Origin of the sequence: Campylobacter lari subsp. lari (assembly GCF_013372185.1) — a bacterium.
Taxonomy (GTDB): Bacteria; Campylobacterota; Campylobacteria; order Campylobacterales; family Campylobacteraceae; genus Campylobacter_D; species Campylobacter_D lari.
Window position 1 is genome coordinate 1359892 of sequence record NZ_CP053830.1, and the last position, 15021, is coordinate 1374912.

At 30.1% G+C, this 15021-nt stretch carries 13 protein-coding genes; 1 reads left to right on the forward strand and 12 read right to left on the reverse strand.

All coding sequences use genetic code 11. The features are described from left to right. Positions 1-49: 49 nt before the first annotated feature. The gene (gene miaA / locus CLLT_RS07155; RefSeq protein ID WP_074692341.1) at positions 50-925 is read left to right on the forward strand and encodes a tRNA (adenosine(37)-N6)-dimethylallyltransferase MiaA; all 876 of its coding nucleotides are present in this window, start codon (positions 50-52) and stop codon (positions 923-925) included. Here miaA and CLLT_RS07160 read toward each other — a convergent pair. The 12 genes from CLLT_RS07160 to nuoD are packed head-to-tail and all read right to left on the reverse strand — an operon-like array spanning position 916 to position 15021. Beyond that, positions 916-3279: a tetratricopeptide repeat protein gene (locus CLLT_RS07160; RefSeq protein ID WP_081352004.1), complete on the reverse strand. Its 2364-nt coding sequence runs from the start codon at positions 3277-3279 to the stop codon at positions 916-918. The genes miaA and CLLT_RS07160 overlap by 10 nt on opposite strands. A gap of 24 nt (positions 3280-3303) precedes the next feature. After that, complete coding sequence (locus tag CLLT_RS07165) at positions 3304-4701, reverse strand: NADH-quinone oxidoreductase subunit N (RefSeq protein WP_074692338.1); 1398 nt, start codon at positions 4699-4701, stop codon at positions 3304-3306. Further along, positions 4701-6170 carry a complex I subunit 4 family protein gene (locus CLLT_RS07170; RefSeq protein WP_074692336.1) on the reverse strand — a complete coding sequence of 490 codons (1470 nt, stop codon included), beginning with the start codon at positions 6168-6170 and terminating at the stop codon, positions 4701-4703. Before CLLT_RS07170 ends, CLLT_RS07165 begins: the two co-directional genes overlap by 1 nt. 1 nt (position 6171) lies before the next feature. Continuing rightward, positions 6172-7974, reverse strand: a complete 1803-nt coding sequence (nuoL, locus tag CLLT_RS07175; RefSeq protein WP_074692333.1) for an NADH-quinone oxidoreductase subunit L — start codon at positions 7972-7974, stop codon at positions 6172-6174. Continuing rightward, positions 7962-8273 (reverse strand): NADH-quinone oxidoreductase subunit NuoK, encoded by a 312-nt coding sequence (nuoK, locus tag CLLT_RS07180; protein ID WP_074692450.1) that lies wholly within the window; start codon positions 8271-8273, stop codon positions 7962-7964. Before nuoK ends, nuoL begins: the two co-directional genes overlap by 13 nt. Then, positions 8273-8779 carry an NADH-quinone oxidoreductase subunit J gene (locus tag CLLT_RS07185; RefSeq protein ID WP_074692331.1) on the reverse strand — a complete coding sequence of 169 codons (507 nt, stop codon included), beginning with the start codon at positions 8777-8779 and terminating at the stop codon, positions 8273-8275. Before CLLT_RS07185 ends, nuoK begins: the two co-directional genes overlap by 1 nt. Beyond that, the gene (gene nuoI, locus CLLT_RS07190) at positions 8772-9404 is read right to left on the reverse strand and encodes an NADH-quinone oxidoreductase subunit NuoI (RefSeq protein WP_074692328.1); all 633 of its coding nucleotides are present in this window, start codon (positions 9402-9404) and stop codon (positions 8772-8774) included. Before nuoI ends, CLLT_RS07185 begins: the two co-directional genes overlap by 8 nt. 8 nt (positions 9405-9412) lie before the next feature. Then, the gene (nuoH, locus tag CLLT_RS07195; RefSeq protein ID WP_074692326.1) at positions 9413-10411 is read right to left on the reverse strand and encodes an NADH-quinone oxidoreductase subunit NuoH; all 999 of its coding nucleotides are present in this window, start codon (positions 10409-10411) and stop codon (positions 9413-9415) included. Next, positions 10408-12861 (reverse strand): NADH-quinone oxidoreductase subunit G, encoded by a 2454-nt coding sequence (locus CLLT_RS07200; RefSeq protein WP_074692324.1) that lies wholly within the window; start codon positions 12859-12861, stop codon positions 10408-10410. The genes nuoH and CLLT_RS07200 overlap by 4 nt, the downstream gene beginning before the upstream one ends. After that, entirely contained in the window at positions 12858-13574 is a 717-nt protein-coding gene (locus CLLT_RS07205; protein WP_070255409.1) for a hypothetical protein, read from the reverse strand. The genes CLLT_RS07200 and CLLT_RS07205 overlap by 4 nt, the downstream gene beginning before the upstream one ends. Then, positions 13571-13798 (reverse strand): NADH-ubiquinone oxidoreductase subunit E family protein, encoded by a 228-nt coding sequence (locus CLLT_RS07210; protein ID WP_039642382.1) that lies wholly within the window; start codon positions 13796-13798, stop codon positions 13571-13573. The genes CLLT_RS07205 and CLLT_RS07210 overlap by 4 nt, the downstream gene beginning before the upstream one ends. Next, on the reverse strand, positions 13795-15021 hold the full coding sequence (nuoD, locus tag CLLT_RS07215) for an NADH dehydrogenase (quinone) subunit D (protein WP_074692321.1): 1227 nt from the start codon (positions 15019-15021) through the stop codon (positions 13795-13797). Before nuoD ends, CLLT_RS07210 begins: the two co-directional genes overlap by 4 nt.

A 15021-nucleotide genomic window follows, 5' to 3' on the forward strand; every position in this document is an offset into this window, starting at 1 on the left:
TTTTGTTATGATTTTACTAAAATAATTTTAAATTTAGGATATTTTTACGATGTTTTTTGAATTTGCACTCATTGGAACTACTGCAAGTGGCAAAACAGAACTTGCTAATAAACTAGCTTATGAATTTAATGCAAGTATTTTAAGTCTTGATAGTCTTTGTGTGTATAAACAAATCAACATCGCCTCAGCAAAAACAGAGCAAAAAACCCTAGATGAGCTTGATTATTTTGGTATAAATTTGTTAAATGTCAATGAGCATTTTAACATTGCTTTGTTTTTTGAAGAATACAAAAAAGCAAAAGCCTTTGCTCAAAAAAACAATCAAATGCTTATCATCACAGGTGGAACTAGTTTTTATCTAAAAGCCTTAATGGATGGTTTGAGTGAAAATTTTAAAGAAAGCCAAAGCACACTAAGTAATGATGAAATTTATCATTTAATGATAAAAATTGACCCACAAGCAAAAATAGAAAAAAACGATACTTATCGTTTGAAAAAATGGCTTGGAATTTATGAGCAAACTAATAAAATTCCAAGTGAAGTTTTAAAAGAAACTAAACAAGAAGCTTTGATTAAAAAACTTGATATTTTTGAAATTTCTTGGCAAAAAGATCTTTTAGAAAAACGCATTATCAAACGCACTAAAAATATGCTAAATGAGGGTTTAATAGAGGAAGCTAAAATGTTGTTTGATAATTATGATCATCATTTAAAAGCATTAAATTCCATAGGTTTAAAAGAATGCAAAGATTTTTTAGATAAAAAAATAAATTTAAATAAGCTTGAAGAACTCATCATCATCCACACAAGACAACTTGCTAAAAGACAAAGAACTTTTAATAAAAAATTCAATAAAGAAAATTTAGATTTTCAAAGCGCTTATGAGAATTTAAAAGCTTATATTTTAAAAAAATATCAAGGTTGAGTATTTAAAACATTTAATTTATCTTTACATAAATCTTGCCAATTACTCGTTGCGTTAATATCTATACAATTTTGTAAACTTTGTTTTTGATTTTGCACATCTTTTAAATCTTCATAAATATTACTTTGCACATAAAAAGCCCTTGCACGCTCATCATCTTTTAAAGGATTAGCAAGTAAATCTTTAAACAAAGTTAAGGCTTTTTGAGCTTGATTGCTTTGTTTTAAAGCTTTGATATAGATAAATTCTAAATCGGGACTAAAAAGATTTACTCCCTTTAAGTTTTGATAATCAATAGCCTTTGGAGCATAGTTTAAAATACTTGTTAGAAAATTATTTTTTTCACAATAGCGCAAAAACTCATAATATAATTCCACCATACGATAATTCATAGGAAATTGCTCTAGTTTTTGTAAAGTTCTTATCATAGCATTATAATCTTGCAATCTAAGCTCAGCAAAAAATTTAATATAATTTGCTTCAAATTTTTCATTATCACTAATAATAGTTCTTGTATTTAAAATATCATTAATTGTTTTTATAACAAAGCTATAGCGTTTATCTTTAAGAGCTAAATCAGCACTTTGAAGCTTATAAAAAATAATATCATCATTTTCATTTTCCACTATGTATTTTTTAGCTTCTTCTATGCGCGTTGTGCGTTTAAAACACTCAAGCATTTGCTTTTTATTTTGTATTTTACTTCCTATATTATAGGCTTTAAAATCATCATATATTTTAATAGCAGTCAAACACTCATCGTTTTTTAATCTTTGCTCTAAAACCAAAATAGCAGCTTGTTCTAAAAGATTTTTTACTTCTTTATTGGAGTATTTTTCAATATCTTTTTGATAGCCTATAACCTTTTCATAATTTTTTTCTTGAAAATATAATTTGACATTATCAAACAATGCCTTACTAGAAATTTCTCCAGCATATTTTTTCATAATTTCTTCATATTTTTGATGCAAAAAGCTTGCATTAGCATCTTTTAAATATAAAAAGTTTTTATCTTGTGCTTCTTTAATTAAACTCATATATTCGCCCAAAGGAAAATCTTCTGCATAAAGATCTAAATATTTTTGAGCTTTGATATGCTCATTTGCATTTAATAAAGACAAAGCAAGATCTTTTAATACTCTTTCATATTCTTTATCTACCTTGGTTAAATGCGTAAAAATATACTCATAAATTTTAGAACTTAAATCATAAACCCTATTATTAGCAAAAGTTTTAGCTAATAATAAAGAATTTTCCAAATCGCTCATGAAAAATTCGGGATTTGATTCTAAAATTTTATTTGCTAATTCTTTGGCTTCTTTTATATTTTTTGCCTCTAGATGATTTTTTGATAAAAACAAAGCAGCTCTACTGGCTAAATCTGCATTTGGAGTAGAATAATACACATCTTGATAGATATTATTCGCAGTATTTTTTTTACCTAAATGATATAAATAATCTGCATAATCAAGTAAAGCCATTATAGTGTATTTATCGCCTTTATGCTCATTATTTAAAGTATCTACAATATATTCAACATTAGATCTTTGCGATAAGCCCATATAAACTCTCATCATAATATACATCACTTCTGTATAATCTTTATCGTTAATATAAGTTCTTACCCATCTTTTAGCATCATCTAACATTTGCTCTAAAATTAGTTGATCTTTATCAAGTTCATAAGTGTATAGTTTATTTTGAGCTCTTAATTTATAAAGCTCAAATTCATTCATAAACACACTACCCTGATAACGCTTAATGGCACTAGTTGCATCCCTTAAAACCTGATCATATTTTTTTGCTTCATATTCTTGTTTTATACTAAAATAAGCATTAAAATCTGCACTTTTTGAAGTTTCCATAGGATTAGAATTTAAATCTAATGCTCCAATATAAGGCATTAATGCATCATCAAAATAAATATCAAAATCAAGCCCGTCGCTAGGTTTATAATGCCTTAAATCTTTAGTAAAAATAAATACAAAATGCTTAGAAGCATCGCTACTTTGACTTTGAATTTCTTTAATATTAAAAATATCTTGAGAATAATTAAACATCTTAGCTAAAATTTTGGGATAGATTTTGATTGTCAAAAAAGTTTGGTGTTTTTCAAAATAAATCGTAAAATCATCAAATTCTTTATTTTGAAACTGCATATTGCTAACACCTAAAACATTACATTCAAAATAGGTTTTTTCAAATTCAAAAACACTTTTGCAAGTAAAATCCTTATCATCTTTTAAATGCAAAAGCGTAAAAGGGCGTTTATGTTCTTCCCCTTTATTAACAATAATTTCAAAAGAAAATGTATAAGTTATACTTAATAAAAATAAAAATAAAACCCTTATCATAAGCGTGATTATAGCAATATTATTTTACAAAAGCAAAAACACGCAAGAAACACTTCCAATCAAACACAAGCATAAAATAATCTTTTGTTTTACATCTAAGTTTGCACTTTCTATAATTTGAGCTTTTTTGAAAAAAATGTAAATTAAAATTTTCAAATAAGCATAAAGCATAATCATAGAGCTTAAAGCTACAGCAAATACAAGCGCATAATAGCCTGAATTTAAAATAGAAGCTAAAATTAAAATTTTACCCCAAAAAATCCCAAAAGGTGGAATACCTGCTATACATAAAATGAATATAGCTAGCATTATAGACAATACTGGTCTTTGATCAAACAAACCTGAAAAACTCTCAAATGAGCTTTTTTGAAATAAACTCAATATTAAAAAAATTCCATAATTTGCAAAGGCAAAAGATATCCAATACACAAACAAAGCAAAAATTGAAAGCAAATAAGAAGTCCCGTCTCCTTGAGAACTCACACTCATACTAGAAACAATAACTGCTAATATAAAAGAAGAATGGGTAATAGAACTATATGCTAGCATTTTTTTCACATCTTTTTGGATTAAAGCTACTATACTTACAGCAAGCATAGAAAAAATCGCTAGTAACGCTACTATGTATTCAAATTTTACCCCACCGCCCAAAGCAGAAAAAATTCTTAAAACTACTATTATCATAGCTATTTTTGGTACTATAGATATAAATGCAATAAAATTTGTATGTACCCCATAATACACATCTTTTAACCAAAAATGAAAAGGCGCAATAGAAAGTTTTACTCCAACAATAACCAAAAACATTACTCCCGCACAAAGCAAGATAGGATCTGAAATATATTCAGAATGTAATAGATTATCCAAATCCAAAGACTTTGTTTTTAAATACACAAAAGCACAAGCAAAGACAAAAAACCCAGCGCCCACCGCAGCTAAAGTAAAATACTTTATACTAGAGCTAATAGCATTATGAGTTCCTCTTAATGCTATTAATGTATAAAGAGCCAAAGAAGAGCCTTCTAAGGCTAGGAAAATTACAATTAAATTAGTACTTGAAACCATTAATATCAAAGAAGCAATCATAAATAAAAACAAGAAAAAAAACTCTGCCTTTTGCTCATCTTTATCCATCAATAAATAAAGCATTGAAAAAACTAAAATAACTATTTGAGCAAAAATTGCATAATTATCACTTACAAATAAATCAAAAAAGGCATGAGAATTATCCAAAACAAAGCCATTATAAATCAATAAAAAGCACAAAGTGCTAAATAAGGCTATAATACTTGCTCCTATATAAAAATTTCTAGAAAGCTTTTTAAATGCATCCAATAAAAGCAAAACAATAGCCCAAAAAAGCAATGATAACACAGGAAATAATAATACAAAATTGAATTTTTCTAAACTAAAACCACTCATTAAAAACCTCTTATATCATCTATGATTTTCTGATTTTCTATTGCAATATTTCTTGTTTGCATAACCTCAAGAATGCTATTTACATTCAAAGCAATTTCATCAAGCATAGCACTTGGAGCTATCCCTAAATAAATTACCAAGGCACTTAAAATACTCAAAACAAAAATTTCACCTTTTTTTAATACTAATTTCTCTATTTTTTCTTCACTAGTGGCAAAAAACATATTTCTATAAATATTTAACATATAAATAGCCCCTAAAATAATCACACCACCTGCAAATAGCGCATACCACAAATTCACACTTGCAATGCCTTGTAAAATCAAAAACTCACCTACAAAAGAAATGGTCAAAGGTAGTGAAATAGATGAAAATAACAACACCGCAAAGAAAAAGCTAAATAATGGAGCTGTTTTGGCTAAATTTTTGTAAAAGTCTAAATCAAAAGTATGATATCTTTTATAAAGCATATAAGCAGCTAAAAATAAACCACCTGTTACTATACCATGAGCAAACATATAAAATACAGAACCACTTACCCCATTATAAGTAAAAGTCACAATACCCAAAATCACCACACCTAAATGCGAAATTGAGCTATAAGCGATTAATTCTTTTAAATCCTTAGCTTTAAAAGCAATTAAAGCTGCGTATAAAATTCCAACTATACATAAAACAGCAAGTAAAGAATAATAATGATTTAAAGTATCAGGTGTTAAAGGCAAGATAAATCTTAAAAATCCAAAAGGAGCCATTTTAAAACTAACAAGCATTACAGATACTAAAGTTGGGCTTTTTGCATAAACTTTTGGTGCCCAAGTGTGGAAAGGAAACAAAGGACTTTTAATCGCAAAAGCGATAAAAAATCCTATAAAGATTAAATTTTGCACGCTTTCAGGTATGAAAAAGTCGCTCTTATACCAAGCAAGTAAATCAAAACTCCAATACCCAAAACTTTGATAATACAAAAATCCTACATAAATAATCGCTAAAAGCATGAGCATAGAGCCGCAAAATGCATAAATGAAAAATTTAATCCCTGCTTTATAATTATCTGAATATCTGCCTATTAAATAAATAAGCGGTACAAGAGAAAACTCCCAAAATACATAAAACAATAAAGCATCTAATGAAGCAAAAAGCCCTATAATACAAAATTGCAATAAAAATATACTTACAACAACACTTTTATCTTGAATGTCCAAACATATAAAAGATAAAAAAATCATAATAGAACAAAGCAACATCAAATAAAGCGCTATAGCATCTACGCCGATATGAAAATTAACTATTAAAGAATTTAAACTAAACTCATAAGCTATACCACCATGATAATTAAACAATAAAAAAATATTAAAAACTAAAATCAAAAAGCTAACTAAAATAGCAAAAGACTTACTATCTTCTTTTTGCAAAAACAAAGCTACAAAAGCTGCAAAAAATGGAAATAACATTAATAAACTAAGCATTCTACACCGCCAACGCTAAACAAAATAAACATACAAAAGCCAACACTGTAATTCTTAAAACCAAAGAATAATCTTTACCTACACTAAGAGATCTTGCAAAAGTTTTAAGAAAAAACGCAACACTATCTACCAAAGTATCTAAAATTTCTTTATCGCCTTTTCTTAAAAATTCACAAAATAAAGCATATTTACTAACAATAAATTGATGATAAAATCTTGGTATATAATATTCATTAAACAAAAGCTTATAAATACTTGTTTTAGAAAGTGATGGTTTAAACCAATTTTTCCAATAAGCTATGATAGCCAAAAGCACCCCAAGCACTGCAGCAGCACTTGCAAGTATCATAACTAAAGAATTTTGCCCATCAATAAAAGCTAAATTTTTACCTACAAACTCCATAAAACTATGCTCAAAAAATCCTGCTACAATCGCAAGTAAAGCCAAAGGACTCATCGCAAATAAAGCTATTTTACTAGCTTCATGAGGATGTTCTTCATGTCTTTTTGGAGTAAAAAATACAAGCATTAAAAGTCTAAAACTATAAAAAGCTGTCATAAAAGCTGCAATTAAAAGTGCTAAAAATATTCCATGATGATGGCTAATAAAAGAAAAACCTAAAATTAAATCTTTAGAGAAAAATCCCGCAAAAGGATAAATTCCTGCCAAAGCCAAAGAACCAATTACCATCAAAATAGCACTAAAGCGCATGCTTTTGTAAAGTCCACCCATCTTGCTAATGTCTAACTTATCATTCATAGCATGCATAACATTACCTGCACCTAAAAACAATAAAGATTTAAAAAATGCATGAGTTGCTAGATGAAATAAAGCTATAGCATAAGCTCCAAGTCCGGCTGCTACAAACATATATCCAAGTTGAGAAAGGGTTGAATAGGCAATAATTCTTTTTAAATCCTTAGCCACTAAAGCCATAGATGCAGCAAAAAGTGCCACAAAAGCCCCAAGTATAGCGATAAAATATCCCACTTCACTCACTTGCAAATAAAGCCCTCCAGCGCGAATCACCAAATAAACTCCAGCAGTAACCATAGTTGCTGCATGAATTAGCGCTGAAACTGGTGTAGGTCCTGCCATAGCATCAGCAAGCCAAGTATGGAAAGGAAATTGTGCGGATTTTCCCATAGCACCCACAAAAAGCAAAAGCGCTATTAAAATCAAAATCACATCATTTTCATGCCCTAAAGACAAAAGGGTAAAAAATTCATCATATTTTAAAGAATTGAACTCTATATAAATTAAGAAAATTCCTAAAAGCAAAGCTAAATCCGCAATGCGGTTCATGATAAATGCTTCATTAGCAGCAAAGGTATATTTTTCATTATGATACCAAAAACCTATCAAAAGCCATGAGCAAAGTCCAACGCCCTCCCAACCTATGAAAAGTCCTAAGAAATTATCACTCATAATCAAAAACATCATAGAAAAAACAAAAAGTCCTAAATAGCTAAAATAACGATTAAACCCCTCATCATGCTCCATATAAAATATACTATATAAATGCACAAAAGTAGCAACTATACTTACTACATTCATCATAATTAAAGTAATAGAATCTATTTTAAAACCAAAACTAACATCTACTAAAGATATCCAAGTGCCAAGTTCAAAATTAAAATGCATTCCATTGCTTAACAAAACAATTGAAGCAAGTGCTGAAAAAGCTATAAGTAAAGAAGCTATATAACCTAAAATAATTTTCTTAGCACTAAAAGCAAAAATACCTAAAACAATAGCTGAAACTAAAGGAGAAAAAAGCGCAATTAAAGCTAAATTTTGCATTTTAACTCTCCTTTTTCAGCTAAAGAGCTAAGCTCTAGCGCTCCTGTTTTTCTATACCATAAAACACATAGTGCTATCCCAACAGCTACTTCACAAGCTGCAACACCCATTACAAATAAGGCAAAAATTTGTCCTTCTATGTCTTTGTGAGAAGCTCCTGCCGTAACTAAAGCTAAATTAGCAGCGTTTAATAAAATTTCACTTGAGATAAAAAGCATAATTAAATTTTGGCGTTTTATAATACCTATTAGACCAATGATAAACATCAAAATAGCTACAATATAGTATTTTTCTAACATCATTGCTCATCCTTTTTTATATTTTTTTGAGTAAGTGCTATAGCGCAAATTAAAGCGATTAAAAGTAAAATTGCCATAAATTCAAAAGCAAGCATGTATTTTGTAAATAAAGTAAAACCTATTTGCTGAGTTGAATCAAGACCATAAGCTTCACCAGTTTCATTTAAACCAAAGTTATAACCCATAATAATACTAATCAACAAAATCGCACTAAAAATCACAGCAAAAATAAATACTCTTTTACCTTTTAGATTTTCCTTTACTTTTATCGAAGCATCAAAAAACATCATAGCAAAACTATAAAGCCCTAAAATAGCTCCACTATAAACGATGATTTGAATTGCCCCAATAAATTCAGCATTAAGCAAAAAATAAAATCCACTTAAAAATATCATGCCAGCTGCTAAAGAGCTAATTGCATAAAGCACGCTTGTGCTTAAAACGCTTATTAAGAAAAAACCTAGCACCAAAATACTTAAAATACCAAAGGCTATATTTTCAAACATTTTCTTCCTTTAAAGCTTCTTGCTGTCTTTGCAAATCAACCTCGTAATAATTTGGAGTTTTTTTAACTAAATCATCAGCATCTTTTCTTAAACTACCACTTCCTTCAAATACTACTTGATTTTTAAGCTCATCAATTGGGGTTAAAAAGTCTTGTTTTTGTCCAAAATAAGATCTTTGCTCTGCTGCATTTTCATACTCTTTACCATGCACAATAGCAAGTTCAGGACAAACATCAGCGCAAAAGCCACAATATATACAACGCCCTAAATTAATACTATAATTTTCAACCTTTTTACGCCCATCTTCACCCAAAGATGTTTCCATTCTTATGCAATTACTAATGCAAATTTTCTCACACAATCCACAGCCAATACAACATTCATTCTCACTTTCAATAAAACGCATTAAACGATGGACTGCGCGGTAGCGATTATCTAGTGAAACTTTTTCCATAGGGTATTTAATCGTTGCGCTATTATTTTTTTTAAGCATTTCTCTTAAAACCACATATAAACCTACAAAAAGTTCTGTGTTTAACGAGCGTTTGATTATTTGTATAAATTTTTCATAAGCACTTTGAGGATTTTTACGCTCAAAATCTACTTTAAAATAACCTTTTTTCATGATCTTTCCTATATCACAAGCACTAAAGCACTAATTAATAAATTTAAAACAGCCAAAGGTATTAAGATCAAATAACACATTCTCATTACTTGATCAGGGCGAAGTTGCGGGAAAGCGCCCCTAGCCCAAAAATACCAAAAAAACACAAAAGAAACTTTCAAAAGCATCATAATCGCCCCAGGTATGATCCAAAAATCATTAAAACCACCCAAAAACAAAAGCGATATCATGATAGCTCCAGTTATCATGGCTGTGTATTCGCCTATAAAAAACATACCCCATCTAAGCCCGCTATATTCAGTTCCATAACCTGATACAAGCTCAGTTTCATTTTCACTTAGACAAAGTGGGGTTCTATTAGTTTCTATAAAAATTGCTATGACAAACAACACAAAAGCTAAAGGTTGTTTAAAAATAAGCCAAGAAAGTATGCCATCACTTTGATAATTATTAATATCTATCAAAGACAATGATCCAACAAGCATTACAACACAAACCAAAGAAAGTCCAGCCACACTTTCATAAGAAATGATAGAAACAAGCCCTCTTGCACCGCCTAGCAAAGACCATTTATTATGACTTGCTAAACCACCTAAAAAAATAGCATAAAAGCTCGCCCCACCCATACCTACAACAAAAAGCAAAGCCACATTAATATCAGCGATAATAGGACGAATCACTCTACCAAATAAAGTAAACTCAGGAAAAATAGGAATAGCTGCAATTGCCATAAATGCACAAATTGCTGCGATTAAAGGTGCGATTAAAAATACCACTTTTTGAGCATGAGTTGGCACTATATCTTCTTTAGTAAAAAGCTTTATCATATCAGCAACTACTTGAAGCAAGCCAAAAGGCCCTACCATATCAGGCCCTAAACGGCGATGGAATAAAGCTAAAACCTTTCTTTCAAGATAAGTAGCAACTCCTGCTAAAGTAGCAAAAACCGCCACAACAAAAACACATTTAATGATAGTTTCTATGACAAAAAACCCTACATCGCTCATATTTTTGCTCCTGCTTTTTCAAGATCGATTTTGATATATCTTAAACCTTTGAATAAATCTTGAGTATTAAGCTTGCTATCATAATCCCCCAAATACGCACCATTTTCTAAATTCTCATCTGTTTTAACACTAAGTGCGATTTGAGCATGTTTTGCTTTTAAAATAACACTATCATCATCTTTTAAATCAAATTTTTGCATTAAATCAGGCGATAAAAACAAAACTCCAACTTCATTAAAAGCTTTATTGCTAAGCTTTGAAAATTGATGGATAGGGTTTGCAAAATAAAGATTTAAATTTCCATTATTTTCATCAATTTTTTGAGAGCTAAATTCTTTTTTTTCTAATTTTAAATTGGAAAAATCAAGCTCATAGCCTCTATGGTTTGCCCCGCCATTATCATAATAATTTTCCAACTCATCAAATTCAATCGCCATAAAGCCTTTATTTTGCGGTAAAAATTTAGTGTAGTTGATGGTAAATTCCTCATCAAAACCCAAAGCATTTGCCAAATCATTTAAAAAATAACCCTTAAATTCTAAAGCTGCATTTGTAGGAACTAATCTTTTATCATAATTTACAAAGCTTCCTTCTTGTTGATTTAGCGCCGAACTTGCAAGATCAAAATGCCCATCATAAGAAAAAGTAAAATCGCCTTTTTCATTATAACCTAGCATTTTTCCTGCTTGAAAATCTTGTTTTAAATCACAAATTAAACTCACACCCAAAGTATTGGTACAAGTTGGTATTAAAAATACTTTAAATTCAGTGTATTTTTGCACCAAAGCGCAAAGTTTTGCTAAATTTATACTTTTTTCATCATAGTAAAAATCACTTCCTATGATTAAAGTAAATTTTTGCCTTTTAGCAAGTAGATTTTCTAAGATGTCCTCATCTATGCCAAGATTTTTTGCATAGTTTGATCTTTGCACTTCTATGCTTTTTTTGATCTTTTTAGGCACAAGTTTTTTAACTTCTTCTATAATAGTTTCGCCATTTTCATTTTGCTTTTCTATCTTTTCAATAACTTCTTCATTAATAGTTTCTTCTATTTCTTTAGTGCCTTGATGATACGCATTTTCTAATGTATTTTTAAAATCTTGTGGAAACTCTTTAGCAAATTTTTGCAAGATAAACAATAAAATATTTTCATTATCTTTAATATCATGATTAATCTGCAAGAAATTTTTAGAATATTTATCCACACCTTTATCTTTTATAGGATGAAAATATAGTCCCGCACCTTTATTCATCACTAAAGCGTTATTAACTTTATATCCTAGCGTTGGCGCATCATAGCGTAAAAATGAACCTACGATGATTAAAAAATCACTTTGAATAATATCATCTGCATTTGCATTATACATTGCATTTGCGTTTTGATAAAAAATATTTATAAAATCTTGGAATTTTTTAGCTTCTTCATTGATAAGATTAATTTCAAATTTATCACTAATATTTTGTAAAATCAAAGCTTCTTCATTGGTGATAAAGCTATTAAATTTGATGTTTTTAATTTCTTGATCTTGTATCATATTTACTAGTTTTTCAAAAGCTTTTTCATCTTTACCTTGAACTTCATTTTGGGTATTAAAACCATATCTTGCAGCTTTATTTAGCGTAGCAAAAGCAAAATCATTACTCACTCTATAAATTTTTTCTTTTTGATTATTAATACTAGTTTGTTTAATATCATAATACATCAACTCACAATCACTAGAATGTGGATTACTAGCTGGAATTTTCTTTAATTCCCAAGCATTAGATGTATATTGAAAAGCCGAACCCACCAAAGCTCCCGTTGGACATACACTTGTACATTCTCCACAAAAAGAACAATCAAGCATATCGCCACTACTTGGCGCAATTAAACTCTTTTGAAATTTAGTCCAAATCGCTAACGCGTCTTTACTCATACTTTCTTTAAAGCTTGCATCAGGTGCATTTGCCCCTCTTGGAGTAGTTTTTAAAGCACTTTCACCTATCTTATCTTTACAAACTGTAATACATCTTTCACACACTATACATAAAGCTGGATCATAATTAATCTCGCCCCATTTTTTATGCTCTTTATGGGTATCTTTAATCCAATAATTTTGCACATTTACTCTTGCTTTGTGTGTAAAGTTTTGAAGCTCACATTCGCCAGATTTATCACATACCCCACATTGTAAAGGGTGGTTGATACAATATGCTTGCATGATAGCATTACGCTCATCCCATAAATTTGGCAAATCACTCTCTACTACCATACCTTCTTTAACTTTAGTATTACAAGAATAAACCTTTTTACCATCAGCTTCTACCATACACATACGACATGCAAGTGTTGGAGAACAACCATTTAAATAACAAATTGCGGGAATGAAAATATCATTTTTTCTTGCGACATTTAAGATATACTCACCCTCATTTGCCTCACATTCTATACCATTAATGATAACTTTCATTTTATAACCTTAACTTGAGCTTTTGAAAAAGCAAAACCAGCGCTTTCATAATCAAACAAAGCCACCGTGCCTTTTAAATCATGATTGATTTTTACTATAGTTGTAAATTCTTGAGTGTTTATTTTTAAATTAATTTTATCCTCATCCTTAACCTTGGCAATCAAAGCAAAAGATGAAGAACAATGCAAATTTTTATCCCTTAAAGGTGCTTGCATGATGATAGTTCCATCAAAATTATCAAGTTCTAAAAGTTCACTAAAAGAATTTTGTATTAACAAATTTTCTTCATTTTCATTAGAGCAAATCAGCAAAAGATTAAATTTATGACAAAGTTTTTCTAAAAAATACTTAATATTTTCAAAGTCTTTATGTTGGTATAAATTTTCATCAAAAATAATACACTTTGCTTCTTTTAAAAATTCCAAAATCTCTAAAGCCTCTTCTTCACCAAAGCAAGATTCAGCACTTAAATAACCCTCATCAAGCTCGTTAAATTCAGTATCCAAACTCATCTTACAAAGTAATGCAAGCACGAAAGGCACACTTGCAATCTCACATTTATAAAAGCTTGCTTTTAAATTTTTATCTTCTAAACAGGAAATATTGTAATTTTTACTTTTGTTAAGCTTAGCACAAAGTGAAGGATTTTTTAAAGAAAGCAAATCCACAAAACACAAAGCATTTAAGCCTTCTTGATATTTTGCTAATTTCATTGTCCTACCTTTTTAAAAACTATAGTCCAATCTACTTGATTAAATTTTAAAGAATTTAAAAGTTCACAATTTTGCTCTTTTATGAAAGCAAAACTTTTTTCTACATTAGAAAAATCTCCTATTTCAAACAAAACCACTAAAACTTCACCCATATAAGCATTTTGAATGATTTGTTCTAAATCCTTAAACAAATCTTGACTTTTTCTTAAATCCACGCGTCTCATCGGTCTATCTCACCTAAAACTATATTAATACTCCCTAAAATCGCCACCGCATCAGCCAAATATGATCCTACAAGCATTTCTTCTAAAAACGCACAGTGAAAAAAACTTGGGGTTCTAGCTCTTAATCTATATGGCCTACCGCTACCATCTGAGTGAATAAAAAACCCAAGTTCGCCTTTTGGACTTTCAGTTGGCACATACACCTCTCCTTTTGGTGGTTTTAAGCCTTGGGTTACTAGGACAAAATGTTGCATAAGCGAATAATTTTGTGTCATGATTTGCTCTTTTGAAGCACTTACATACTCAGGATGATTGCATAAAATTTCAGGCGGAGTATCTTGATAGAGCTTAGCACATTGAACTAAAATTTTTAAACTTTCTCTAAATTCTTGCATATAAACTTTATATCTTGCATAAGAATCACCCATTTTAGCCACAGGCACGCCAAAATCTACCTCATCATAAAGCAAATAAGGCTCTTCTTTTCTAACATCATAAGCAATCCCACTTCCTCTTAGCATAACCCCGCTACAACCCCAACTTAGCGCTTGTTCTTTACTTACCACTCCTACATTTTCAGTTCTTGCGCGCCAAATTCTATTATCATCAAGCAAGGCTTCATAATCTTTTATATCATTTGGAAATTTATTGCAAAATGCTAAAAGTTCATCTAAAAAACCTTCAGGTAAATCAAGCATTACCCCGCCTATTCTCATAGATGAATGTGTAAGTCTTGTCCCACAATATTTTTCTATTAGATCAAGCACATATTCACGCTCTCTAAAGCAGTATAAAAATACTGTCATCGCACCAATATCAAGAGCATGTGTAGCAAGCCATAGCAAATGCGAAGCAATGCGGTTTAACTCAAGCAAAATCATCCTTATCACACTTGCCCTGCGTGGAATTTCTAAACCACAAAGTTTTTCTACAGCAGCTACATAGGCATAATTATTTGCACTAGCTGCGATATAATCCATTCTATCAGTAGTTGGAATAAACTCTTGATAGATCATATTTTCAGCCATTTTTTCCATACCACGATGCATATAGCCTATACAAGGAGCAGCCTTGGTGATTTCTTCTCCATCAAGCTCTAAAATAAGGCGTAAATTTCCATGAGCGCTAGGGTGTTGGGGACCAAGATTTACTATCATAGTACCATCTTCACGCTCAAAGCTTATATTTTCATAATAAGGTTTTAATTTAGTAGAAATTTGCAT